General features: G+C 54.5%; 20 protein-coding genes. 7 read left to right on the plus strand and 13 right to left on the minus strand.

Going from position 1 to position 26,426, the window contains the following annotated elements; all coding sequences use genetic code 11:
* Both ACK4S7_RS08690 and ACK4S7_RS08695 read left to right on the plus strand, forming a co-directional pair.
* Positions 1-365 (plus strand): 4-carboxy-4-hydroxy-2-oxoadipate aldolase/oxaloacetate decarboxylase (locus tag ACK4S7_RS08690; protein ID WP_409645989.1); only part of this gene is annotated, 365 nt, incomplete at its 5' end.
* A complete protein-coding gene (locus ACK4S7_RS08695) occupies positions 358-1,449 on the plus strand; it encodes a 4-oxalomesaconate tautomerase (RefSeq protein WP_409645991.1) in 1,092 nt (363 codons plus the stop codon). The genes ACK4S7_RS08690 and ACK4S7_RS08695, both read left to right, overlap by 8 nt.
* Before the next feature lie 120 nt (positions 1,450-1,569).
* On the opposite strand, the gene ACK4S7_RS08700 is transcribed toward ACK4S7_RS08695, so the two are convergent.
* The 11 genes from ACK4S7_RS08700 to ACK4S7_RS08750 form a co-directional block, all read right to left on the minus strand.
* Positions 1,570-2,280 carry a tyrosine-type recombinase/integrase gene (locus ACK4S7_RS08700; RefSeq protein WP_409645993.1) on the minus strand — a complete coding sequence of 237 codons (711 nt, stop codon included), beginning with the start codon at positions 2,278-2,280 and terminating at the stop codon, positions 1,570-1,572.
* A 1,052-nt stretch (positions 2,281-3,332) separates the two neighbouring features.
* Complete coding sequence (locus ACK4S7_RS08705) at positions 3,333-3,539, minus strand: hypothetical protein (protein ID WP_409645995.1); 207 nt, start codon at positions 3,537-3,539, stop codon at positions 3,333-3,335.
* A gap of 807 nt (positions 3,540-4,346) precedes the next feature.
* Positions 4,347-5,132: an enoyl-CoA hydratase-related protein gene (locus ACK4S7_RS08710; RefSeq protein WP_409645997.1), complete on the minus strand. Its 786-nt coding sequence runs from the start codon at positions 5,130-5,132 to the stop codon at positions 4,347-4,349.
* Between the two features lie 44 nt (positions 5,133-5,176).
* The gene (locus tag ACK4S7_RS08715) at positions 5,177-6,343 is read right to left on the minus strand and encodes an acyl-CoA dehydrogenase family protein (RefSeq protein ID WP_409645999.1); all 1,167 of its coding nucleotides are present in this window, start codon (positions 6,341-6,343) and stop codon (positions 5,177-5,179) included.
* Between the two features lie 13 nt (positions 6,344-6,356).
* A complete protein-coding gene (locus ACK4S7_RS08720; protein WP_409646001.1) occupies positions 6,357-7,514 on the minus strand; it encodes an acyl-CoA dehydrogenase family protein in 1,158 nt (385 codons plus the stop codon).
* Between the two features lies 1 nt (position 7,515).
* Entirely contained in the window at positions 7,516-8,373 is an 858-nt protein-coding gene (locus ACK4S7_RS08725) for a MaoC family dehydratase N-terminal domain-containing protein (protein ID WP_409646003.1), read from the minus strand.
* Positions 8,373-9,962, minus strand: a complete 1,590-nt coding sequence (locus tag ACK4S7_RS08730) for an acyl-CoA dehydrogenase family protein (RefSeq protein ID WP_409646005.1) — start codon at positions 9,960-9,962, stop codon at positions 8,373-8,375. Before ACK4S7_RS08730 ends, ACK4S7_RS08725 begins: the two co-directional genes overlap by 1 nt.
* Complete coding sequence (locus ACK4S7_RS08735) at positions 9,959-11,173, minus strand: acetyl-CoA C-acetyltransferase (RefSeq protein WP_409646007.1); 1,215 nt, start codon at positions 11,171-11,173, stop codon at positions 9,959-9,961. Before ACK4S7_RS08735 ends, ACK4S7_RS08730 begins: the two co-directional genes overlap by 4 nt.
* Complete coding sequence (locus ACK4S7_RS08740; RefSeq protein ID WP_409646009.1) at positions 11,170-12,372, minus strand: CoA transferase; 1,203 nt, start codon at positions 12,370-12,372, stop codon at positions 11,170-11,172. The genes ACK4S7_RS08735 and ACK4S7_RS08740 overlap by 4 nt, the downstream gene beginning before the upstream one ends.
* Positions 12,373-12,389: 17 nt before the next feature.
* The gene (locus ACK4S7_RS08745) at positions 12,390-13,544 is read right to left on the minus strand and encodes an acyl-CoA dehydrogenase family protein (protein ID WP_409646011.1); all 1,155 of its coding nucleotides are present in this window, start codon (positions 13,542-13,544) and stop codon (positions 12,390-12,392) included.
* 194 nt (positions 13,545-13,738) lie between these two features.
* Positions 13,739-15,187 carry a S41 family peptidase gene (locus ACK4S7_RS08750; protein ID WP_409646013.1) on the minus strand — a complete coding sequence of 483 codons (1,449 nt, stop codon included), beginning with the start codon at positions 15,185-15,187 and terminating at the stop codon, positions 13,739-13,741.
* Between the two features lie 190 nt (positions 15,188-15,377).
* Between ACK4S7_RS08750 and ACK4S7_RS08755 the strand changes: the two genes are divergently transcribed.
* The 5 genes from ACK4S7_RS08755 to ACK4S7_RS08775 all read left to right on the plus strand — a co-directional run bounded on the left by ACK4S7_RS08755 (position 15,378) and on the right by ACK4S7_RS08775 (position 23,409).
* Complete coding sequence (locus ACK4S7_RS08755) at positions 15,378-16,700, plus strand: ABC1 kinase family protein (protein ID WP_409646015.1); 1,323 nt, start codon at positions 15,378-15,380, stop codon at positions 16,698-16,700.
* A gap of 153 nt (positions 16,701-16,853) precedes the next feature.
* Positions 16,854-17,417 carry an alkyl hydroperoxide reductase subunit C gene (ahpC, locus tag ACK4S7_RS08760; protein WP_409646017.1) on the plus strand — a complete coding sequence of 188 codons (564 nt, stop codon included), beginning with the start codon at positions 16,854-16,856 and terminating at the stop codon, positions 17,415-17,417.
* 110 nt (positions 17,418-17,527) lie between these two features.
* Positions 17,528-19,078: an alkyl hydroperoxide reductase subunit F gene (gene ahpF, locus ACK4S7_RS08765; protein WP_409646019.1), complete on the plus strand. Its 1,551-nt coding sequence runs from the start codon at positions 17,528-17,530 to the stop codon at positions 19,076-19,078.
* Between the two features lie 164 nt (positions 19,079-19,242).
* The gene (locus ACK4S7_RS08770) at positions 19,243-20,292 is read left to right on the plus strand and encodes an efflux RND transporter periplasmic adaptor subunit (RefSeq protein ID WP_409646021.1); all 1,050 of its coding nucleotides are present in this window, start codon (positions 19,243-19,245) and stop codon (positions 20,290-20,292) included.
* Between the two features lie 12 nt (positions 20,293-20,304).
* Complete coding sequence (locus tag ACK4S7_RS08775) at positions 20,305-23,409, plus strand: efflux RND transporter permease subunit (protein WP_409646023.1); 3,105 nt, start codon at positions 20,305-20,307, stop codon at positions 23,407-23,409.
* Here ACK4S7_RS08775 and ACK4S7_RS08780 read toward each other — a convergent pair.
* Together ACK4S7_RS08780 and ACK4S7_RS08785 are read right to left on the minus strand one after the other, a co-directional pair.
* A complete protein-coding gene (locus ACK4S7_RS08780; protein ID WP_409646025.1) occupies positions 23,401-24,891 on the minus strand; it encodes an MFS transporter in 1,491 nt (496 codons plus the stop codon). The genes ACK4S7_RS08775 and ACK4S7_RS08780 overlap by 9 nt on opposite strands.
* A 111-nt stretch (positions 24,892-25,002) precedes the next feature.
* Positions 25,003-26,028: a LacI family DNA-binding transcriptional regulator gene (locus ACK4S7_RS08785; protein ID WP_409646027.1), complete on the minus strand. Its 1,026-nt coding sequence runs from the start codon at positions 26,026-26,028 to the stop codon at positions 25,003-25,005.
* Positions 26,029-26,426: the final 398 nt, after the last annotated feature.

A 26,426-nucleotide genomic window follows, 5' to 3' on the forward strand; every position in this document is an offset into this window, starting at 1 on the left:
CACGCGGATGCAAGGGCCTGATCATAAACGCGGGTGTGCGTGATGTGCGCGACTTGACCGAGATGGGGTTTCCCGTTTGGTCAAAAGCCATTTTCGCCCAGGGCACCATCAAGGCCTCCTTGGGGTCGGTTAATGTGCGCGTTGTTTGCGCAGGGGCGCCGGTTAGTCCAGGCGACGTGATAGTCGCCGATGATGATGGTGTGTGCGTGGTGCCGCGCGAAAACGCAGCAACAGTTGCACAGGCTGCGCAAGAACGTGAAGCCCATGAGGCAGAAAAGCGTGACCAACTGGCCACCGGCGTGCTTGGTCTGGATATGTACAAGATGCGGGAGAAATTGGCGCAGATGGGCCTGAAATATGTCTAATGGCGTCCGCTGCATGTGGATGCGCGGTGGAACATCGAAAGGCGGCTATTTCCTGTACGATGATCTGCCCACCGACATAGCTGAGCGCGATGCGATCTTGCTTGGGATAATGGGCTCGCCAGACCAGCGCCAGATAGACGGCATGGGCGGAGCCGACCCGTTGACCAGCAAAGTGGCGCTTGTCCGAAAGTCCGAGCGTGACGGCGTCGATGTCGACTATCTTTTTCTACAGGTCTTTGTCGATAAAGCTGTCGTGAGCGATGCGCAAAACTGCGGAAACATCCTTGCCGGGGTCGGGCCATTTGCGATTGAGCGTGGGTTGGTTGCGCCGCAGAATGACAAAACCAGAGTAACGATTTATATGGAAAACACTGGGCAGGTCGCAGTTGCGACTGTCTCTACCCCGGGCCAGATGGTTACATATTGCGGCGATGCCAAAATTGACGGCGTTCCCGGATACCACGCCCCTATACCCCTCGAGTTTCGCGATACTGCCGGATCAAGCTGCGGCGCATTATTGCCGTCGGGCAACGCTGTCGACGTGGTCAACGGCATCCGCGTCACGCTCATCGATAATGGGATGCCCTGTGTTGTGTTGAAGGCATCTGACGTCGGAATAACCGGTTTTGAAGACCGTGAATGGCTTGATGCGAATGAGGAACTGAAGGCGAAGCTTGAAGCCATACGGCTGGCGGTTGGGGAACGCATGAACCTCGGCGACGTCCGGGAAAAATCAGTGCCAAAAATGATGCTAGTGGCTCCGCCCAGGCATGGCGGCGCAATCACTGTCCGAAGCTTCATACCGCACCGCGCACATGCTAGCATTGGCGTGCTGGGAGCCGTTAGCGTGGCGACGGCATGCCTCAGCCACGGTACGCCCGCAGCAGACGTTGCATCTATTCCGGAAGGGACGCGCAAAACCTTGGCGGTCGAACATCCTTCAGGCGAAATGAGCTGCGTTCTCGAACTTGACGGCGCAGGCGCAGTCGTGTCGACAGCGTTGTTGCGGACGGCCCGAAAGTTGATGGACGGTATCGTTTTCGGTGTCGCGGTCCGCGATCAAATTTCAATGCACCCAGAGTGATCGCGACGAAGTAACGAGTGCTGCGCCTGCGTCGGCATTTTGCAACTGGTTGCAAATTTCGTTCTGCAACTACGAGGCGTCGTCCGGTTCTTACTCCACAGGTGTACACAAAGCAAACTTTCACGTTCTAGCCTTCCTTTGTGCAGCGGAAAAAATTCGGTAGCACTGAACGGGAATTATGGCGGCAAGCACGATATAGAAAAGGTCTATGATTTTTCGCCCCTCCCCTCCCCCTATCAAATGAACGAGACATCTGTTGGCACAACGCGATTTTGAAACCAGTTGCAAGGCGCCGCCATTCAGTTTGGCGACCGCCAGAACAGAATAAGCGCTACAACAAACAGCGAACGGGATCTGTCCAGATGACCGCTTGGGGTCTGCATACACTGCTGATGCAAACCAGTGTCGAAGGGCATGAATACCGCAATGACTGACACCCGCCGCTATGAGCACCCTGCTCCATGTTCCCCGCAGCACATCTGAACTGAGATGCCCTGCTCCGCTACCTAGTGTTGGGCAAACACATTCATTCCCGTCATACCGCTGTGCGTTAGAAAGCAGATCTCTGATTGCTCCGCTAATTGGTTTCGCCAACCCGCCCGTCTTGGTATCAGGCCAACAAATCTGCTGCTTGCTCCACTCGACATATGACCACTTCAGTTGACAAATCTCATCAGACCGACATCCCGTCACCACGACATAGGATTTGTTACCTATAAGGAAAACGCGGAGGCGAAATTCTGATAATTTTTCGTCTGCTACCTCGTACTCTTTGTCCTCTGGTATCAGGGCGTCCACAACAGTCTTTGTCAGCTTGGCAGTTCTTGGCATTGTCTATCTCCGGTAACACCGTGCGTAAACACCGGGCATCTTGGAGCACCAAAGCGATACCCACAGATTCATATTTTTCAATGGGTTATCCGCATCCATCGCCATTAAACACCATGGATATACAACACCAAAATCAAACTCTTAATCAGCGGGTCGGGGGTTCGAACCCAGCAGGGCTCACCATAATCAATTACTTGATATTGATTTGGTGAGAGATGGTTATCTCTGGGTAACAGATGATTTTGCTCTGATAGAATGCAGAGCTTTAGCCGGGCGTCGAATGAACAAGGTTAGTTTCGAATGAATTGATTTTTTTATCGATCCGCCCCGTTAACCGGAAACAAAAATAAGGGCGCGTTGTTACCGGCTCGAAATACCAAGAGTAAAACTATGAAAATGATAACCACATCTCTACTGGGAGCAGGTATTGCTCTCGGCACCCTGCAGTTGACCGTAACACCGTCTACGGTAGGGTGGGCGCTGATGACTGTCTGCTTTGCGAAAATAGGTTTTTCTATGCGCGGTAATAAACAGGCCGAACCGCGAGTTCGCTTTCGCTAGATAAATTTACACTAGGCCACGCGACCTTGGTGGCAGATCTGGCTGTGCAACAGAAATACTTACAAGCTAATGTTAGGCGGAATTCCCGACGTGACAGATATCTTCGCCGTGACAACGGGTGAGCATGTTGCGATTGCTGGTTGCTAAAATTCTAAAACGGTCAGGCCAACAAAGCAGTTACGCCAACCGAACAACTAAACCTTCAAGAATTTAATCATCGGCTGACGCCGCACGTCCCTCTGCGTAATAGTTGGTAATGTCAACGGCGATGTACAAGGGGTATGTATTCAGAAACTGGAGCGGTGCTGGGCTTTGGGGAAGAGCACCGCCCCAAAGTTAATAAAACTAAAGGAGGAAGCACAATCGCATTCGGGGGCAAGCGCCTCCGTATCTAAAACAAGCGATGAAGAAGTCATCGGTTCCATAGCTATCCAGCGAACCAAATTTCGAGCATTTCGACCTGCGATTGAACCACTCGTATGATTGACAGGCTACTCCAACAGGTCCTCTGACGGGTGTGGCTTGGCCGGCAATTGGTCCATCAGCGTAATGTTAATAATCCCACGCTCCTTGGGATAGGTCCATCCACACAAGCCCCGCCATATGATCCATGCAAGCGAATGGCCTTCGCCCTGCCAGCTTAGTTTCGACACGCGGTCGGGATCAAAAGTGATGATGGCGAATCGTTTCCGTCCCATAACTGACAACTGGAACAAAACTGGAACACTGGCAAGCATTGTAGATGGGCGTTCGGATTGCAAGGCGCGACCAATCCAAAACCCGTTGTCTAAAAAGATGGTTAATGATATTCTCACAAGCTGAGGTCGCCAAGAATACTGCAATACACAGTGGGAGGCGATTTTGACTTACTTAAAAAAATGCCCGCATTGCGCTGAATCGGTGCACGTCAAAACCAAAGTATGTAGCAATTGCTGGTACGACTTTCGAACAGATCCGGCAAATCTGCCGCGCAATGCCCTTCACAATGGTTTTGTCGTTATAGCTTTGGTCATGGTGCCCATATTTGTCCTTGCGACGTTTGCTATAAGTGTAAGCCGGGACAAGCCTGAAGCTACAGTCCCTGCACAAAAAATTGCGGGTCAGGGGTAGCCACATTCTCTACAACAATGGGGTTGGAATGTAGCGGGTTAGGCAATTTTCATTTCTCCAAAACTTGCCATCAACGGCGCAGTCAAAGCTTAACTGCAAAATCTCCTTTTCTGTAGCAATTATGCCAGCGCCAACGAAACCACTGGACCGGCGAGCGTTGCTGCATTGATAAGGAACGCCGCGAGATCGTTCACTGCGCTTGTGCAAATGGCATTATGGCGATGTACCCACCCGCATACACCCCGAAGCGGTGGCTTTTTAAGCGAGCAAGTCCATCAACGTGGTGTCCTTCGCAGTTCCGACAAGTCGCAAGAATCAACAGCTTCCTGTTAGTTTGCAGATCAGGAAAAGGTGAAACATAGGTTCTTGCTGCGTTATTGTGGGTCAGACCGTCTTCATTGCCCCGTGAACGCCGCCTTGCGCTTTTCTACGAACGCTTTCGTGCCCTCGGCTGCGTCAGTGGAGCTACCCGCGATCCGTTGGCCTTCCGCTTCTGCTAGCAATTGTTCGGCATAGGAGTTTTCGAGCGCGGTCAGGATGTTTTTGCGCATGACAGCGAAAGCAACGGTTGGACCATTGGCCAATCGCGTAGCCAGGAGCCGGGCCTCTGCTTGCAGCATTTCATCATCGACACATTTATAGATCATTCCCCAATCGGCTGCCTTTTCGCCGCTGATCTTTTCCCCGAGCATCATCATCTCAGTGGCGCGGGCTTTACCGACGAGGCGAGGCAGCATCCATGATGCACCGCCGTCGGGCACCAGCCCGATGTTGACGAACGCTTGAAGGAAATAACCCGATTTGCCTGCGATGACGAAATCGCCGCATAAGCCTATCGAGCATCCAACCCCTGCGGCTGCGCCGTTGATGGCGGTCACAATGGGTATATTCAAACGCGCTAGGTTCATCATCAGCGGGTTATAGTGCCGTGTAAGCGCGATATAGCTGCCCTCGCCGCGTGCGACTGAGCGATCCCCGCGCGCTGAAAGATCTGCGCCCGAACAAAAGCCGCGTCCAGCCCCTGTAATCACAAGGCATCGTGCATCGTCCAGACTGTTGGAAACCGCGTCATTTATCTCGCCCGCCATTTCAAGCGAACATGCATTCATGCGCTCGGGGCGGTTGAGGGTGATGGTCGCAATCTTGTCGGCAACATCCAAGGTAATGGTCTCATAGGTCATAGTTACGCGCCCTCCTGTGGCGTGTTGTTTTCATGTCGGCTAGTTCAGTCGCGCGTCCCAAGCAAGTCGCGCGCCACTACCCAGTTGTGAATTTCACTTGGCCCGTCGTATATTCGCATGGTGCGCAGCTTGTTCGACAGCAAATAAAGCGGCATTTCACGAGTCATTCCCATGCCACCAAACATCTGCATGGCATGATCAACAATGTCATAGGCAGATTCGGTGCAATAGGATTTGATCATCGAGATTTCCTGTCTGGTGTCGCGCCCTTCATCCATTTTCCAGGCGCAATCATAGGTCATCAAGCGCATGGCATGAATACGCGTTGCTGCGTCGGATACCCAGTTCTGCACCGTCTGGCGTGACGACAAGGGTTTTCCAAATGTGACCCGCTGCGGCGCATATTCGATCATCATATCAAGCGCCCGCTGCGCCATGCCAATAGACCATGACGCCATTTCAATCCGCCTTGTGCCCAGACGCACTTGCATCGGCAGGAACCCCTGCCCGCGCTTACCGAGCAGTTTCCATCCCGGAACCCTGCAATCGTCTAGTGCAATCTCGTAGGTCGCCGTGCCGTCAATCATCGGAATTTTGCGCAAGACGTTAAAACCCGGCGTGTCGCGATCAACCAAGAACGCCGACATGCCATTTCGGCCTTCTGCGTTTTTGTCAGTAACGGCCATTAATATGGTGAAGTCGGCCTCATCGGCCTTGGTAATCCAGATCTTGCGACCGTTGATGATCCAGTCGTCGCCATCCTGCACCGCAGTCGTTTTCATTAATTGGGGGTCTGCGCCAGCCCCCGGCTCCGAAATGCCAATCGCGGAAATGGTATCTCCGCGTACATAAGGCGCGAGATAATGCGCACGCTGTTTCTCATCGGCGGCAGCCATCATCATCCGCAGGTTGGGTGAGTCCGGGGGAAGGGTATATGGCGTGACCGTCCGGCCAAGCTCCTCGCCTACCCCGACCATTGCAATCATCGGCAGATTCATTCCGCCTACTTCTTCAGGCGCATCCAGCCCCCAAAGACCAAGCTCTTTGGAAACCGCGTCAACAGCAGCCTGCTCTTCCTTCGTGAGATAGCTGCCTTTACCCGCAGTTTCGCGGGCCAGCACTTCGCTTTCCAGCGGCATCAGTTGGGAGTCCACAAACTTGCGGACCAGATCTTGTAACATCCGATGTTCTTCAGCGAGTTCGAAATTCACGGGTCATATCCTCTCAATAACTTCGCGGCAGGCCAAGCACATGTTCGGCGAGGTAGCTCAGGATTAAATTGGTGCTGATCGGGGCAACGGTATAGAGACGAGCCTCACGGAACTTGCGTTCCACATCATATTCCTCAGCAAAGCCGAAGCCGCCGTGCGTTTGAACGCACATGTCGGCCGCCGCCCAGCTTGCTTCGGAGGCGAGCAATTTCGCCATATTGGCCTGCGCACCTGGGTTACCGCCGGCATCGAAAACCTGCGCCGCATGATGGACCATCAATTCGGCTGCGCACATTTGCGCATAGCATCGCGCTATAGGAAACTGGACGCCTTGGTTCTGCCCGATGGCCCGCCCGAATACATTGCGTTCATTTGCATATTCGGTCGCTTTTCTGATAAACCATTTGGCGTCACCAATACATTCCGCAGCAATCAATATCCGTTCGGCATTCATACCGGATAGAATGTAGCGGAAACCCTTGCCCTCTTCGCCGATCAGTGCAGACGCGGGAATTCGCATATCGTCGAAAAAAATTTCGGTTGTCGAATGGTTCATCATTGTCCGGATTGGCTTGATGGTCATACCCTTGCCAACGACCTCGCGCATATCGACAAGAAAAATGGATAATCCTTCGGTTTTCGTTGCAGCCGCCTCGCGCGGCGTCGTGCGTGCTAGCAAGAGCATCAGGTCGGAATGTTCGGCGCGGCTGGTCCAGATTTTCTGGCCGTTGATGATATATTCGTCGCCATCCCGCATAGCGACCGTCCGCAAGGAAAGCGTGTCAGTGCCACTCGTTGGTTCCGAAACACCAAATGCCTGCAACCGCAGTTCGCCGCTGGCGATACGGGGTAGATATTCCTGCTTTTGCTCCGCACTGCCATATTTCAGCAGCGTATTCATAATGTACGTCTGTGCATGCGCTGATGCGCCATTACAGCCGGAAGCCTGAATCTCTTCCATGATCACTGCTGCGGCGTCCAGATTAAGGCCAGATCCGCCGTAAATTTCAGGAATAAGGGCTGCGAGAAAACCCTTCTTAGTCAGCGCATCAACAAATTCGTCGGGATAAGCGCGAGCGCTGTCCTTTGTGCGCCAATATTCACCAGGAAATTCTGCGCATAAAGCTTGGACTGCGCGGCGTATTTCGGTGATGTTTTCGCTATCTGTCATATCAAACTTTCCGTCGAGAGATGGCGGCCATGACTTGCCGACCGTCACCAGCGAAAGCGGCCAATTCTATTGCGCCACCTTGCGCACGCATAACAAGATGCAGGGCCTCGTCACATATAGCGGGTGAAAGGCCCCGGAAATCGAAGCTGGCTAAAGCGTTATCGCCGAGTTCGCGGCGCGCAAGATCAAGCAATAATGTCGCGGTGAGCGGGCCATGGACAACCAGCCCGCGATAGCGTTCTTCGCCCTGCGCATAAGGCAGATCGTAATGGATTCGGTGACTGTTAAAGGTCAACGCGGAGTAGCGAAACAACAATGGCGCGCTCGGGATGTGTGTGATGTGGCTCGTCCAGCCACTTGCATTGAAGTATTCAGCACCTGTTTCGGGGGGCGACAAAGGTGCGTCCGGCCCTGAAGCATCGCGATATACAATGCTTTGCACCTCGCGGAGCGCCGGTCCAGCTTCGCCGCTGATCTCGTGTGCCACATCGACAAATACCAACTGGCCGGACCCACCGGACTTTTCCGTGATGGATTGGATGCGCGAAGTGCGGGAGACCGTTTCCCCAATGCGCAGAGGCGTGAGAAATTCCACTTTGCTGGACGCCCACATCCGGCGGGGTAGCGGGACAGGCGGAAGGAAACTCACGGTGCTGTCATCACGCAATGGATGCCCGTCAGGACCAAGTCGGGCAGTGGCTGCGTCCGGCGGGCACAAACACCAGTGGAGACCCTGTGGAACGAAGTCACTCTCGGGCACATCGCGATCAAATGTTGCAAGCCAGCGCGAGACCAGCCCATCGCCGATGCGATCTGTCCGCACCTCTTCGCGACCAATCCATGCGTTCCATTCTCCCATCAATTCCGTCCTTCGATGAGGCCCTTGGCAATGACCTGTGCCTGTATTTCTGCTGCTCCTTCGAAGATATTCAAAATACGCGCGTCGCACAGCACCCGGCTGATCTCATATTCCAGCGCATAGCCATTGCCGCCGTGAATCTGCAGCGCGGCATCGGCATTGCTCCACGAAGCGCGCGCGGCGAGCAGCTTGGCCATGCCAGCTTCAATGTCACATCTTTTGCCAGAGTCTTTGGTTCGTGCAGCGGCATAAGTCAGTTCACGCGACATGACGAAATCAGCTAGGCTCATTGCAAGTTTATCAGCCACCCGAGGAAAGCCAATAATCGCTGTCCCAAACTGCTTGCGACTGACAGCATAGCTTAACCCAAGCTCCAAGGCACGTTTTGCAACACCTACAGCGCGTGCGGCAGTTTGAATACGCGCGCCTTCAAAGGTGCGCATGAGTTGTTTGAAGCCTTGCCCTTCTTCTCCGCCCAAAAGTGCGTCGGCTGGGGCAATCATGCCGTCAAATTGCAGGGCATATTCGCGCATTCCCCGGTATCCGAGTACTTCAATCTCACTCCCCGACATTTCCGCAGCCGGAAATAGGTCAGATTGTGTTCCGCGCGGCTTCGGCACCAAGAGCATCGACAGGCCTGCATAGCCTTTGACATCGGGTGTGGTGCGGACAAGCATCGTCATGAGGTCGGAGCGGCTTGCGTGAGTGATCCAGGTTTTCGATCCATTGATCACCCAATGCCCATTTTCCCGTTTTGCCCGTGTCTGCAACGCACCCAAATCTGAGCCTGTATCAGGTTCTGTAAAAACGGCCGCTGGCAATATCTCGCCGTTCGCAATCTTGGGGAACCATTGCGCTTTTTGTGCCATTGTCCCGCTGGTGGAGATTAATTCACCAGCTATCTCGGACCTTGTGCTCAGCGAACCTGCGCCGATCCAGCCGCGGGATAGCTCTTCAGTGACAACGCACATAACGAGCTTGGACAAACCCAAACCGCCATATTCCTCCGCTATACAAAGGCCGAAAGTTCCCAGCGCTGTCATTTGTGCAATGGTTTCGTCAGGGATCAGGTCGTTGGCGAGATGCCACCGATGCGCGTGCGGAAGTATCTCCCTGTTCGTGAATCGCCGGTATTGATCGCGGATGGCGTCCAGTTCAGCGTTATGAAGTCGCTCGCTCGGCATCTGCCCATCTGCCAGCGCCTGCGCTACAGCCGCGCGCGTTGCAGATTGGTCGCTCTCATACCAATCGGCACAATTTTGCGCGAGCGCTTGCGCAGCGGCTACAACTCCCAAATCGACCGGGCGAAAAATTTCGTTCTGCCCCATTGGCAGTCCGCCAGTGAGTTGCCCCAGGGTTTCCGCAAAAATGAGTGTTGCCACCTTCTGGTCCAGCTGCGTTCCGCCGTCATTGCTGACAAGCCAGTCGCGGACAGCTTCAAGCGCGGCCACGCTGGTCGCAACCCAAGCAAAACCGTGAGCGGCACGTTGGTCTGAATCAATGGATCGCTTTGCCAATCGCAGCGCCAGCGCCGCATTCGCCGCGTCACGATAGCCCTCAACGGCAAGCAGAGCTTCGCCGAAATTCACGCGCGCTCGAATACTGCCGCAATCCCCTGACCGCCCCCAATGCACATAGTCTCTAGGCCATAGCGAACATCGCGGCGATGCATTTCACGCGTCAGGTTCGCCAAGATGCGCCCTCCGGTCGCGCCAATAGGATGACCAAGAGAGATGCCAGAACCATTGACGTTCAGCATTTCATGTCGGCCATCATCGTCGGACCAGCCCCAACCCTTCAGACAGGAAAGCACCTGCGGCGCGAACGCCTCGTTTAATTCTATGAGACCAATATCATTCCAGCTTAGTCCATTGCGCGCGAACAGGCGCTCAGTGGCGGGAACGGGGCCATATCCCATGCGTGAAGGTTCGCAGCCCGCTGCTGCCCAGCTGTGGAAATAGGCAATTGGTTCCAAACCGAGTTCCTCAAGTTTGTCCTCTGCCACAACCAAGCATGCGGCTGCCGCATCGTTTTGCTGGCTTGCGTTGCCTGCGGTAACGACGCCACCTTCAAGCGGCCGCAGAGCCCCCAGTGTTTCAGCAGTTGCATCCGCGCGATAGCCTTCATCGTGGTCGAACACGATAGGATCGCCCTTTTTCTGTACGACGTGGATAGGCACAAGTTCATCGTCAAACAGACCATTGGCCCACGCTGCAGCGGCACGCTGATGCGAACGCGCGGCATAGGCGTCGCAGGCCTCACGAGTGATATTATAATCTTTCGCCAGATTTTCCGCGGTCTCAATCATGCCGCTTATCGGGCCAAAGCGATCCTCGGGCTGACTCATGACGCGCCCACGCGTCAGCCGGTCATGCAAGGTCAGATTACCTGCACGAACCCCTTTGCGGATGTCTGTAGTATAATGTTCAACATTGGACATGCTTTCACACCCACCAGCCACCACAACGTCGCTGACGCCTGTCTGGATCATCATTGCGGCGTTCGCAATCGCTTGCAGGCCAGAGCCGCAGCGTCGGTCCAGTTGATAGCCGGGCACCTCAATCGGAAGGCCAGCGGCCAGCCACGCCCAGTGCCCGATGCACGGTGCCTCTCCACTGCCATAGCCTTGCGCAAATACGACATCACCCACTCGCGCGGGGTCGATCTTCGTCCGCTCCATGAGCGCCTTGAGGATGATGCCGCCCAATTGCCCTGCGTTTAGTGACGCGAGCGCACCGCCAAATTTACCGACGGGTGTGCGGATCGGGGCAACTATGGCTGCGCGGCGAAGTTTGGTCATTTTGCAATTCCTACAGTTCCAGAGTCAATTAAACGGGCGATTTCGCCCGACGATAAGCCAAGCGCAGTGCTCAATATCTCTTCGCTATGCTGACCATTGCGCGGCGCGGGCTTCGCATCGCTCCGTTCCATTTGCGGAATCGTTCCCAAGGCGCCTGCGGCAGGATAAGCAAAGCCTGACGGGTTCGCGCTGCACGCGCTGAAGATTGGATTATCGCCGACCAAACGCGGATTGTGCGCAGCTTCCCACATTGTTCGATAGGCGGAATGGACGACACCGGCTTCATCAAGCTTCGCTTCCATCTGGTCATAGGAAAGCGCGCCAATGGCCTTTTCAAACAAAGGAAAAAGTCCACGGCGATGCTCAAAGCGCAGGCCATCATCCGCAGCGAAACTGACGCCTTCTTGTGTCTCCACAGCTTCAACTGCGCTTCTTAAACCAAGAGCCGCGACCAAATTGGCCCATTGGCGATGCGTAACCACCACAATCATTGTGCGCACGCTGTCCTTGGTCACGAAATCCCGTCCAAACAGGCCGTAAACCGCGTTGCCAAGACGGGGGCGATCGGCGTTGTTATGCAGAACTTCGGCAAGGCCTCCCAGATTTGCTGCCGTGCCGATGGCAACATCTGACAACGGAATCCGCACTTCGCTGCCTATCCCGGTCTGCTCCCGTTTGCGAATAGCGGCAAGCATTGCAAACGCAGCGTAAGCGCCAGTTAAAAGGTCCCAAGCGGGCAAGACATGATTAACTGGTTCTGGTCCCTGGCCCGTGATCAGCGGATAGCCCACGGCGTTGTTTACGGTGTAATCCAGCGCAGGAGCACCATCGGCCCAGCCCATGATCCGGACGGTTACGAGGTCCGCGCGTCGCTCGGCCAACTTCGCGTGCGAGAGAAATCCGTCAGCGGGAAAATTGGTAATAAATTGACCAGTCGCCCGCACCAATTCCTGCAGCATCTCACGTCCCTTGGGACTTGCTAAATCCAAGGCAACGGACTTTTTAGCGCGATTCAGATTTTCCCAATATAATGAGTCCTTAGCATCCGTGACTGGCCACCGATGGTAGTCAGGTCCGCCTCCAATCTGGTCTACGCGAATGACCTCTGCACCGAATTGCGCGCAATATAGCCCGGCTGTTGGCGAAGCGACGAAGGACGACGCTTCGATAATCCGGAGACCATCCAGCAAGTTATACATGCGTCACGCCGCAGCCATCAGGATTGGGCAGCCCAGTCACGCAGCATATGTTTGGCAATCTGAAGCTGAAGGATTTGCGTTGTGCCTTCATAAATGCGGTAGATACGTGCATCGCGATAAAAGCGCTCGGCATCATATTCCGCAAGATAGCCAGCGCCCCCATAAATCTGGACGACGCGATCAACAACCCGGCCACACATTTCGCTTGCAAAGACTTTCACCGCAGCAGCCTTGCGCAGGACATTCTCTCCAGCATCGGCACGGCGCGCGGCATCTTCAAGCATCGCTTCGGCGGCATAAATTTCAATGTCGCTGTCGGCGAGCATTTGCTGGATAAGCTGGAAATTCGCGATGGGCTCGCCAAACGCTTTGCGTTCATTGGCATATCGCAGCGCGCTGTCGAGGGCACGGCGGGCGTAGCCGGTCGCGGCAGCGCCAATCGACAAACGGCCGTTATCAAGGCTCTTCATAGCAAAAGCGAAACCCTTGCCTTCTTCTCCGCCCAATATTGCGTCCGCAGGCAATTTGACATCTTCCATAATGATATCGGCGATATGGCTTCCGGCTTGTCCCATTTTCTTGTCGGACTTGCCTACGGAAATGCCGGGCGTATCCATTGGCACGATGAACGCAGAAACATGTGCGTTCTTTGGCAAAGCTTCTTTGCTGGTGCGTGCCATAATTAACGCGACATTCGCGAAAGGCGCGTTCGTGATATAGCGCTTAGTGCCATTCAATACCCAGCCATTGCCTGATTTCACTGCGCTGGTCTGCATGGCAGCGGAATCGGATCCGGAACCCGGTTCGGTAAGACCGAAAGACGCAATTTCGCCTGCAGCCAACCGAGGCAACCATTCCGCTTTTTGTGCTTCTGTGGCACCGTTTTTAAATGCTGAACACACCATACCGATGTTAATCGACGTTATTGACCGATAGCAGGGCATGGCATAACTCAACTCGCGGATCGTCCGGACATATTGCTGGATATTCATGCCAGAGCCGCCATATTCTAACGGCATTGTTAAACCGAATAAGCCCATTTCCCGCATTTCGGCGACAATCGCATCAGGAATATTATCGGTTTCCAGAATTTGTTTTTCAGCTGGAATCAAGCGCTCGCGGACGTAGCGCTGGAGCTGCTCGATGAACTGCTCGAAAATATCATTATCCATTAACATCCCTTCCCGCGACGATACCGTTTCGGTATTCGATATCTGTAAGCTGTTGTCACACCTTGAATTCAAAATAAAGGTGCGACAAAGCCGTGACATTGCGCGCAAGGAAAGTCGATGGGAAATATTGATGAACAGACGCCTTCAACAAGGCACCTGTCAGACCCAGATTTCCGTTACAACTGCGAACCGCGTTAGAACGATCCCGGTACTTCGCGCTGCGACGTACTGGCGTCTACCGGGGCTGGCAAAACGCGGCGTTCAGTGCCGGACGAAGTGCCTTGCGCGGTTTGGGCCAATGCAACAGGGGTGCAACTGCGCCCGGCCACGAAATCCAGCGCGGTGCGTAGCGATGCTTCTTGTGGGTCCCCCAGCGCACGGGTGATGTCGTCAGGCGCAGCGCAGGTCGACCGCATCGTCCCAGCCAAGCCAGAATAATAATCACCCTGCCCCGACGCGTTTTCTTTGGCAAAGGCAACGACCCGGATACGATCGTCACAGGCGGTTTGGTCCACGGCGATTTGTCCAACGGGCTTGCCAAAACTGTTGCTGCCAACCAAAGCGGCGTTAACCCCAAGATATGGCACGAAGCTGGCCATAACCAGCTCGCTGGCCGAGGCAGTGGCGTTGGTCGAGATAAACGCGATCTTCACAGGCGAAACGGATTGTGGCTGTGGTGTAAAACGCCGCGTTTCGTTATTTGACGCCTTGGAGGCGCGGAAACGGGTAACAGAAAAAACGTCGCTGGTGAAACGGTTACCACCAAGCAAATCGCCCATCAGCTCGGCTGTGGAGACCAGACCCCCGCCATTGTAGCGGAAATCGATGACAAAATTTGTAATACCCTGCGCTCGGAAATCGGCAAATGCTGTGCGAAGTTGATTATCTGCCGTCGAGATAAAGGTGCGCATATTAATATATCCGACGCGCTGGCCTCCGTTGTCGAGCACTTTTACACCGTAGCGCGATGAGAGCGGGGCAATGTTGTACTCGGTCTTGCTGACGGTCACATTGCGCGTACCGGAGGCGTCGGCGATCCGAAGCACCCTGCTGGTACCGACAGTGTTTGGGCCCAATGCGTTGGTGACTCCTGCGGAACCTTGGGAAGCGAGAATATCAGCCACCGCCACCAAATTCGAAGAGTCTGTACCAATCGCAAGAATTTCAGTGCCACGGTCAATGCCTGCTGCCAGCGCTGGCGCGCCTTCAAACGACTCGATCACAAATAGACGGGTTCCCTGAAATGCGAGCCGTATGCCAAACCCTGCGGAGGCGCCGGACGAGTAAAACGCGTTTTCCTCTTGAATGGACGTTACATATGTAAAGAACCGGTCCCGACCTTGCCCTCGAGCGGTGGCAGTTAAAGCATCGATATAAGCTTGAACCGTGCCGTAAGGTGCCGGGCTCAACGAGGCTGGCAGAGTCTCGGGGAACAGATACCATTCGTTCAGCACCGAAGCCGCGAAGTTCTGGCGATTGGTCAAACTACAGCTTGTTGTTGTCGGTGGAGGTGGAGGCGGTGGTGTGGCTGTTATCGGAGGGATAGTAACCGATCCACCGCCGGAATCACTTCCGCCACCGCCACAGGCAGAAACACCCACGGCTAGAATGAGAATGATGCTATTTAACGACCGGATTTTCATGCCATTTCCTCTTATTGCTGCATCATCCCAGTTTGCGATAACTGCACGAGCTGCTCTGTATCTACAAGTGCCATTCCGAAGTAGAACCAAGGATGAACAACGGATGCGTTTAAAAGTTGCGGCAGTTTGACTTGCCGAAAGGCAATAGACACCACATTTATAAATTACCGTCTTTCGCGAGCACCATTTCATGCCCCCTGATCCATTTACGTCCAAAGGACTGCGCGTCCCTAGCGGACGACTTTCCCGTATCGCGCGCTTTGGCAATATGGCCTCGGGAATTGCTGGCAGCATGTTGCTCGATGGCGCCAAACAGCTTGCCGCCGGGCATCGGCCAACGGTGGGTGACCTGTTGATGACACCTGCAAATGCCTTGCGGGTTACGCTGCAACTGGGACAGATGCGCGGCGCCGCTATGAAGCTCGGACAGCTTATTTCGATGGACACGGGCGACTTTCTGCCGCCCGAGCTTACCGATATTTTCGCAAGATTGCGGGCCGATGCCCAACATATGCCCCCTGCGCAGTTGAACATGGTGCTCACACGGCACTGGGGAAAGAACTGGCGCGACAAATTTATGCGCTTTGATGATGAGCCCGTCGCTGCTGCGTCCATTGGGCAAGTTCACCGTGCGTTGACGCGTGATAATAAGGACTTAGCCATCAAGGTCCAATATCCGGGCGTCCGTCGAAGCATCGATAGCGATGTCGACAACGTTGCTGCGTTATTGCGGCTTTCCAACGTGCTTCCAAAGACGCTCGATATCACTTCCTTACTGGCAGAAGCGAAACGACAGCTGCACGAGGAGGCCGATTATGCGCGCGAAGGCCATTATCTAAGGCAATTTGGTTTGTTGCTCGCGGATGATGCGGAATTTGCCGTGCCAGCGTTTTACGCTCCGCTTAGCGGCAAGAACGTGCTGGCCATGTCGTTCATCGAAGGCGTTGCCATCGAATCCATGGCCAGTGCGCCGCAGTCCGAGCGCGACCGGATCATGACGCTGCTGATTGAACTCGTGTTACGCGAATTGTTTGAATTCCGCCTGATGCAAACTGACCCCAATTTTGCAAATTACCGTTATGATCCTGTTACGCGGCAGGTAGTGTTGCTAGACTTCGGCGCCACCCGCGCATTGCCTGAAAATATTCCTACGCAGTATCGAAGGCTCATTAACATGGGTCTGGCGGGCGACAAAAAGGGTGTATTAGCGACGGTGCTGGACATTGGCTTCATGAATGCACAGACGGCAACCCAAAACCCCGGCGAAATCGACAGGCTTATCGAAACGGCGATTAACATGATCCAGTTGCCTGGGCCTTTTGATTTCAGCCGCACGGATTTTGTGAACCACATGCGCGACGAAGGCATGACAATCGCCGCAGATCGTAGCAACTGGCACATACCGCCGTCGGACACGTTATTCGTTCAACGGAAGCTGGGTGGAGTATTCCTGCTGGCCAGCCGTTTAAAGGCTCGGGTTGACGTTAACACGATGTTGACCCGTTATATCTGAGATAGTTAGACATGACACCTTCACGAAATACCGACGCATCAATTATCGACAAAAACGATTAGTCATTGTAAAAAGGCTCGCTGGACTAAATGAAGAAATTCGTGTTCAGACGCCATAGTCAATTAACCTCTCCACTGAATAAGGGTAACTTACATGGGTATCATTGGTACAAGCATTAAGCCGTTCACCGCGCAATCGTACAAAGCAGGCAAGTTTGTCGAAGTTTCGGACACCGACGTTAAGGGCAAATGGGCTGTTTTCTTCTTCTATCCTGCGGACTTTACCTTTGTCTGCCCAACCGAGCTGGAAGATTTGGCTGACCAGTATAACGACCTGCAAGCCATGGGCGTCGAAGTATATTCGGTATCGACAGATACGCATTTCAGCCACAAAGCATGGCACGACAGCTCGCCAGCGATTGGCAAAATCAACTTCCACATGCTGGGTGACCAGAACCATGTGATTAGCAACAATTTCGGCGTGCTGCGCGAAGGCCAAGGCCTTGCAGACCGTGCAACTTTTGTCGTGGATCCAGACGGCGTTATCCAAGTCATGGAAATCACCTGCGAAGGCGTTGGCCGTAATGCAGTTGAACTCGTCCGCAAGATCAAGGCAGCCATTTATGTGCGCGAGCACCCCGGTCAGGTTTGCCCTGCAAAGTGGGAAGAAGGCAGCGAAACACTTGCACCTTCAATCGACCTCGTGGGTAAAATCTGAATCCGAAATCCGGGTGCCGCGTTACCTGCGTGGCACCCGATATACCGTTTATCTGAAAGCCGCGGTTCGCTCGCGGTTTGACTACGCTTGCTTGAAAAAGGCTCTCCCCAATGCTTGATGCTGCTACAACTGCCCAGCTGAAGACCTACTTGTCGAACCTTCGCACGCCCGTCGAACTCGTGGCTACGTTAGACGACAGTCCGAAGTCGGCTGAGATGCGTACTCTGGTACAAACGGTCGCCGAGCAATCGCACCTGTTGACGGCCCGCTATGACGGTCATGCCGACCGGACACCTTCCTTTGCCATTCGCCGCGCGGATGGCACGGCAGAAACGCATTTTGCTGGCCTTCCGCTCGGGCATGAGTTCACCTCGCTAGTGCTGGCGCTGCTGCATATGGGCGGTCACCCGCCAAAAGAAGAGGCGGAATTGTTGGATGCCGTGAAGGCGCTGGAGGGTGACTACCGCTTCGAAACATTCTTCTCGCTGTCATGTCAGAACTGCCCTGACGTCATTCAGGCGCTCAACATCATGGCGGCATTGAACCCAAGCGTAAGCCATGTGGCCATCGACGGCGCAATGTTCCGTGATGAAGTCGAATCACGAAAGGTCATGGCAGTGCCAGCGATCTATTTGAACGGCGAACTGTTCGGCCAGGGACGGATGGACCTGTCGCAAATCATGGCCAAGCTGGACACAGGTACCATTGCCCGCGCGGCCGAGAAAATCGCAGCCAAGGAGCCATTTGAAGTACTGGTTGTTGGCGGCGGCCCCGCTGGCGCAGCAGCTGCCATTTATTCCGCCCGCAAAGGCATTCGCACAGGCGTGGTAGCCGAGCGCTTTGGAGGTCAAGTGCTTGACACAATGGGCATCGAAAACTTCATCTCGGTCCAGCACACCGAAGGCCCGAAACTTGCTGCCCAGTTGGAACAGCATGTCAAAGAATATGATGTTGATATCATGAATCTGCAGACGGCGGCCGAACTGATCCCCGCCGGAGCCGATGGACTGCACGAAATCAAGCTGACAAGCGGCGCATCGTTGAAGGCACGCACGCTTGTCCTGTCGACTGGCGCACGCTGGCGGCAGATGGGTGTCCCTGGTGAGGAAGAATACCGGAACAAGGGCGTTGCCTATTGTCCGCATTGTGATGGGCCTTTGTATAAGGGTAAACGCACGGCGGTTATCGGTGGTGGAAATTCGGGCGTCGAAGCGGCCATCGATCTTGCCGGCATTGTCGCGCATGTCACGCTGATCGAATTTGACTCGCAACTTCGCGCCGACGCCGTGCTGCAGAACAAGCTGCGTAGCCTGCCCAATGTCGACATCATCACCTCCGCCCTCAGCACCGAAGTAATTGGCGACGGCGAAAAGGTGCAAGCGCTGGTGTATACTGATCGACTGACGGGCGATTCACATCGTATCGATCTCGACGGCATTTTCGTGCAAATCGGTTTGGTTCCGAATACCGAATGGCTCAAGGGCCCGCTGACATTGTCGCCGCGCGGCGAAATTGAAGTGGACGCCCATAACGCGACCAACATCCCCGGCATATTTGCCGCCGGCGACGTAACGACAGTGCCGTATAAGCAGATCATAGTCGCGATGGGCGAAGGAACGAAAGCTGGCCTGTCAGCTTTTGACCATATCATCCGGCATTAATGGGAAATTTGTCTATCAACGCCGATGCGCCGGGCAGATTTGTTAGAAACAAGCGGTCTTCCAACAGAAAGATTGCATTCGTCGAAAAATACTATCCGATTGGAACAAGATCAGTTTAAATGTAAAATTCAGCTATTCTGCTACCCTCCCCCACCCGGTGAAAAATGCGCAAGCCTATCATTTTATCGTTGATGTTTTATGTTGCAGCTTGTGGCAGCGGCGGAGATCAGAAACGTGAGCGCCCTACACCGTTGGTCACGGTCGGCGCGGCGTCATCATACGCGTTTTCGGACCGATATGTGGCCGTGGGTACAGCCAATGCGAATGAACAGGTTTCCGTTCGTGCGCCAGTAACAGAGCGAATTACCCAACTTGGTTTTTCCGATGGCGATTATGTCCAAAAAGGGCAAATGCTGGCTGTTCTGGCACAAGGGCAGGAAACAGCTTCGCTAGCCAGCGCGCAGGCACGTTCCCGCGAGGCAGATCAGCAACTTGCGCGTATAAGCGAACTGCACCGGCGGGGGTTTGCAACGAATGCCAGCCTGGAGGCTCAGACGGCGACGGCCGCTGCGGCAAAGGCAGTCGCGAATGAAGCACGTGCATCGATTGGTGATCGCGTGGTGCGCGCGCCTTTCTCTGGCCAGGTGTCACTTCGGCGGATATCCGTGGGAGCAGTCGTTAGTGCAGGGGACGAGATTGCCGTAGTCAGCGACCTCAGTTCTATTAAACTTGACTTCACCGTGCCTGAAACCATGCTTTCCAATGTTCGGGTTGGACAGGAGATTAGCGCAAAGGCGGCTGCGTTTCCTGATTATCTGGCGACAGGCAAGATTACAGCTATCGACCCAGTTATTAACCCCCAAACGCGCACAGTGACGTTGCGTGCAATTCTGCCCAACCGCAGCGCGATGTTGAAACCCGGAATGCTTTTATCTGTTACGATTACGTCCAACACACGCACGGCGCCCGCAGTCCCTGAACTATCCCTGGTCCGTGAAGGCGATACCAGCTTTGTATATACTGTCGGAACCGACCTTAAAGTAAAGAGGACCCCTGTTAAAACGGGGGCGCGAGACGGGAAATTCGTGGAGGTGGTCGAAGGCATTAATGTTGGGGACAAAATTGTCACCGAAGGCATCGTCAAGCTTTCGGATGGCGCAACTGTGCGCACTGGCCCTGCAAAAGCCGGCGGCGGGCCTGCAACAGCGCGCTGACGGCCGACTGGCATGACACTCTCCGATATCTCTGTCCGCAGACCAGTATTCGCAGCGGTAATCGCCATCTTGATGGTGCTTGTCGGCGTTGTCGGATTTTTAAGCTTACCCGTTCGCGAATATCCGGACACTGAGCCGCCAATCGTCTCGGTTGGAACATCATATACGGGGGCAGCTGCAACCGTGGTCGAGTCACGCGTGACGCAGGTTCTGGAAAATTCGCTTGCAGGTATTGAAGGTATTCAGACGATTACGTCCCGTTCACGCGACGGACAGTCGGACATTACCATCGAATTCGCGCCCGGACGCTCGGTAGACAGCGCTGCGAACGATGTACGCGACCGCGTCGGCGGAGCCGCAGATGACTTGCCAGAAGAAGTGCTGCCACCTGAAGTGCGCAAGGTGGACGCAGATGCATCACCAATATTGTTTCTCGTGGTGTCGAAACCCGGTTGGTCACGACTTGAACTTAGCGACTTTGTTGACCGCAATCTGGTTGACCGCTTTTCATCGATAGACGGCGTTGCCCGTGTGTTCGTAGGTGGAGAGGCAAGGCCATCCATGCGGATATGGCTTCAGCCCGATCGCTTGGCCGCGCTGGGTCTGACACCAATCGACATTGAAAACGCATTGCGCAGCCAGAATGTAGAACTCCCTGCGGGACGCCTTGAGTCGACCGATCAGAACGTTACTCTTCGCGTTAGTCGCCCCTTCGGAGATGAAGCAGAGTTCCGCCAACTTATCGTGTCACGAGGTGAGGACGGTTCGCTGACCCGGCTTGGTGACGTGGCGCGTGTCGAAACTGGCCCCGAAAATCCTTACGCCGCGTTTCGATTGAACGGGCAGTCTGCCCTTGGCATGGGCATTGTCCGACAATCAGGTGCAAATACCCTGGCCGTCGCAGAAGGTGCAAAGGCGCTCGCAGAGCAGATCAAACCAACCTTGCCGCAAGGTATGACGATTACCGTTGGGTCCGACGACTCATTGTTTATCAGCAAGGCTATCAGCAGCGTGTGGGTCACTCTCGCCGAAGCGGCGGCTCTCGTTGTGCTGGTCATTTTCCTGTTTTTGGGCAGCTGGCGTGCGACCCTTATCCCGGCGGTTACAGTCCCAATTTGCCTGCTCGCGACGTTTGCCGTGCTCTGGTTTATGGGGTTTTCGATCAACCTGTTGACGCTGCTTGCGATGGTTCTGGCCATTGGCCTTGTCGTGGACGACGCCATTGTTGTGCTTGAGAACGTCTATCACCGCATTGAGCAAGGCGAACCACCTTTGGTTGCCGCAGTAACAGGCACGCGGCAGGTGGCATTTGCCGTCGTCTCCACAACCATTGTTGTGTGCGCTGTGTTTGTGCCTGTCATGTTTCTGGCTGGCCAAACCGGATTGCTGTTCCGTGAGCTGGCAGGTGCGATGATTGCGGCCATCGCCTTTTCGGGATTTGTCGCACTCAGCCTGGCTCCTATGCTGTGCTCGAAGCTGCTGAAGCAGGAAAAGCGCGGGCGGATTGCGAGCTGGGTCGACGATAAGTTCCAGCGGCTTGAAGGGCGATATTCCAGCTTGCTTTCCCATGTCATCGCCAAGCCATTGGTTGCCTCGCTTGGCGTCATTGGGTTTCTGGTTTTCGCCGGATTTCTCTTCACAACGCTGCAATCAGAACTTGCGCCAGCGGAAGATGTGGGCGTTTTGAGCGCGAATATTTCGGCACCCGAAGGCACCGGCTTCGAAGCCATGGACAAATACATGCTTCAAGCATCAGAACCGATCGTGAAGCTGCTCGACAAAGGCACCGTCAGATCCATCATTCAGCGTACCCCCGGCGGGTTTGGGGCGAGCGACGATTTCAATAGCGGTACATTCATCGTCTTTTTGAAACCATGGAAAGAGCGAACCGAAACAACTGAAGATGTCGTTGCGCAAGTCAATAAGGCCATCGCCGAGCTGCCGGCCGTGCGCGGAAACGCTTCAGTGCGGTCCTCCCTAGGACGAGGTCGGGGTCAGCCAATCAATTTCGTTATCGCCGGTTCAACCTACGAATCCCTGAGCACTGCGCGGGACCGAATTTTGGCTGCTGCAAATGACAATCCTGGCATCGTAAACATGGATTCCGATTACAAGGAAACCAAGCCACAGATGGAAATTCAGGTCGATACCGCGCGTGCAGGTGATCTCGGTGTGTCCGTCGCCGATGTGAGTCAGGCATTGCAATCTTTATTGGGTTCGCGACGTGTGTCGACATATCTGGATCGTGGGGAAGAATATCGGGTCATTGTACAGGCCGACGCGCAGGACCGCGCCACTGCAGAAAATCTTGCCGCAATCCAGCTCCGCACACGGGATGGATCGTTGGTGTCGCTCGCTAACCTCATCAAATATACCGAGACTGCTGGCGCCCGCGATTTGGGCCGCTTCAACAAGCTGCGTGCCATCACGCTTCAAGGTGGGCTCGCCCCGGGTTACTCCATGGGACAAGCCTTAGCCTTTCTGGAAGAACAGGCCGCTGCATCACCCGAGGTGCTGGCCGTCGGCTATCGCGGGGAAAGTCAGGCTTTCAAGGAAACCGGCGGATCCATCGTTGTTGTGTTCATTCTGACGATCCTGCTGGTCTATCTTGTGCTCGCCGCGCAGTTTGAAAGCTTCGTCCATCCGGCCACCATCATTATGACGGTACCTTTGGCGGTTGGTGGCGGCATAATTGGCCTTGCGCTCACTGGCATGACCCTGAATCTGTATAGCCAGATTGGCGTGGTCATGCTTGTGGGGCTCGCCGCCAAAAACGGCATTTTAATCGTCGAGTTTGCAAACCAGCTACGCGACGACGGTATTGAAATCATTGAGGCCATTCAGCAAGCTGCAACGCGGCGCTTGCGGCCCATTCTGATGACGTCCATCGCGACCGTATTTGGTGCAATACCTTTGGCTATTGCCAGTGGTGCCGGCGGGGCAGCGCGGTCGGCAATTGGCGTCGTCATTGTCTTTGGCGTGACGCTTGCGACGCTTATCACATTAGTACTCATACCCCTGATTTATTCACGGCTTGCAAAGTACACCAGCTCTCCAGAAGCGGTCACACGCCGCCTTGAGGCGGAGATGAAAGCGCAAGAGCAGCCTTCAGCCTGATATTTCCTTCACCCGCAGCATTGCTAACGCCGCGAGTGTCATCACAATTGCGGCAAACGCCATGGTCCAAATCGGTTCAGTCGGGAAAAAATGCTTCAGAACCGTGCCCATCGCTGTCGCGACCAAAAGCTGTGGCACGACGATGAATACATTGAACAGCCCCATATAGATGCCCAGCTTTTGCTGCGGAAGGCTCGACGCCAGAATGGCGTAGGGCATAGCCAAAATGGAGGCCCAGGCGATGCCGATGCCGATTTCGGCGATCAAAAGCATCTGCGGATCCCGAATGAACAGAAACGATCCGAAACCAGCCGCACCCGCGAGCAGGCAGATCATATGTGTCCGCACTTTGCCAAAACGTCGGGCCATAGTTGGCAGCAGGAACAACGCAGCCAGAGCCGCGACACCGTTATAAACCGCGAACAATATCCCTACCCAATTACCGCCTTCATTATAAGCGGCAGACGTAGGATCGCCTGAGCCGAACGCATATTGGGCAACCACTGGCGTCGTGTATATCCACATGATGAAAAGGGCAGACCAACTAAAAAACTGAGTCAACGCAAGTTTTTTCATGATCGGCGGCATTCCCGAAAAGTCGCCTACGATGTCACCTAGCATGTTGGCACCGCGCCCGCTTTTGGCCAAGTGAATGGCGAAAATGCTGGCTACGCCATAAGCTACCAACAATGCAGCAAGCAGATACATTTCTTTCTCGAGGCCTGTCAGCAGGACCAGGGCCGCTACAACTATCCCACCGCCGATCCAGACAAATGCGCTCGTCATCGGACGCGTGGCCAGCGCGTCTGCGGTCGATTGCGCTTCATCGTTTGCGTCGGGATCGAACGCGCGAAGTTCGTCGGGGCTATATTCCTGCGTTGTAAATACGGTCCATAAGACAGATATCAGATAGACAAGCCCGCCAAACCAGAAGCTGTATTTTACCGTATCGGGTATACCGCCACCTGCAACCTCGTTTGCGACACCCAATTGATCAAGAGCCCAAGGGAAGATCGATCCCACGACCGCACCGGCACCAATGAATGCGGTTTGCAGCGAATATCCCGCTGTGTGTTGGTCCTTGCGCAACATATCCCCGACAAATGCGCGGAACGGTTCCATCGACACGTTGATGGAAGCATCGAGTATCCAAAGCATGGCGGCTGCAAACCATAAGACAGGAGATAGAGGCATGATGAACAGAGCCAGGGATGCCATGAGTGCGCCCGCCAGAAAATAGGGACGTCGGCGACCAAACCGTCCCAACCACGTCCGGTCACTCATATGCCCGATTACAGGTTGCACAAGCAAACCCGTGAGCGGCGCGGCGATCCACAGGACAGTCAAATTGTCGAGGCTTTCGCCAAGCGACTGGAATATTCGGGACATATTCGCGTTCTGCAATGCGAAGCCGATCTGTATCCCAAAAAAGCCAAAGCTGATATTCCACAGCCCCCAAAAGCCTTGACGCGGCTTTTCCATCACTCTCTCCCGAATATTTTTATGGCTTTCAGGCTGACAGAATATAATCGCCGCCGCAATGCTCAGGCGGGGGTTTGCGGTTTACGCATACGTATAAGGTGCCTGGGACTTTTAGTGTGAGCCGCAGGATTTGCGCACAATAAGCTTGGCTGGCAACACGGCGGTCGGAACCTGCTCATTACGAATTTGCTTTAGAACTCCGTCGACCAATACTTCGCCGGCTAGACGGTAATCCTGTTGAATTGTTGTAAGCGGGGGGTGCGTGAGGCTTGCTGCCGGAATGTCATCAAAGCCGATGATTGCGACATCATCCGGGATATCCAGACCGCGTTCGCGCAATGCGCGCATGGCACCAATAGCAATTGTGTCACTTGCCGCGAAAATCGCGTCAAATTTCTCTTTGCCATCCATCAGCGCGATGGCCGCCTGATATCCGGCCTCTTGTGAGTTGAGTGCGTCAAATTGCAGTCTTGGATTGGCGACAATGCCCTCCCCGCCTTGCGCCTCGCACGAGCCGCGATATCTGTCCTGAAACTCGGGATAGTGGCTGCTGGCATCACCCAGAAAAGCGATATGGCGGCGGCCATGCTGCAACAGGTGCCGCGCAGCATCTATCCCGCCGCGAAAGTTATCGCATCCGATAGTCGTGCCGGGCTGTCCCTCCTGCGCGAACCCCCAGCGTACAAAATGGGTACCTTGCTCGACGAGCTGCTCAAGTTTGGCACGGTACAGCTCATAATCGCCATAGCCGAGCAAGATAATCCCGTCGGCCTTGCGGCTGTCCTCATAGTCCACATGCCAGTTGGCCGATAACTGCTGGAACGAAATGAGCAGGTCATATCCGCGCAGGGCACAGGTGCGGGTCAACGAACCGAGCATCGACAGGAAAAACGGGTTTATTCCCGTGTCGTCCGGCGAGGGCTCTTCAAAGAACAGCAAGGCAAGGGTGCGGGTTTCCTGAAGCCGCAAATTTGAAGCGTTCTTGTCCACCTTGTAATTAAGCTGCTGGGCAATCGCTTCGATGCGCAATCGCGTCTGTTCGGACACCGTAGGGCTTCCCCGCAATGCGCGTGACACCGTCGGCTGCGACACGCCCGCAAGTTGGGCAATATCAAATGATGTGGCTTTGATAGCCATCTTTGGTCTGCGCCTTTCCAACTCCAGACCGCAAAGTAGAGGGAAAGAACAGTCTGCGCAACAAAACGAAACAGTCATATATTCATGATTGGTTTCAAAGTTTTAGCCCCAACGTTGTTGCTAATCCGCCACAGTGCCCCCTGCATATTTTGAATACGTATGTGGATTTCTGGTCAATTCGGGCGATCAGGCGCAATTTGCAATCAACATAAATGCATTCGGAATTTGACCGGATGCTCAACGAAGCCGGCTACCGTTCGCGCAAAACTGGACGGAGCTATTTAGGGGAGTGAATAATGGGCAAGTTCCACTTAAACACCGCATGTAGTTTTGGACATGGTGTCAGCCGTCTCGCACTCGGCGCAGCAATATTTGCAGTATTTTCTGCACCAGCATTT

Origin of the sequence: Sphingorhabdus sp., from assembly GCF_046292425.1 — a bacterium.
Taxonomy (GTDB): domain Bacteria; phylum Pseudomonadota; class Alphaproteobacteria; order Sphingomonadales; family Sphingomonadaceae; genus Sphingorhabdus_B.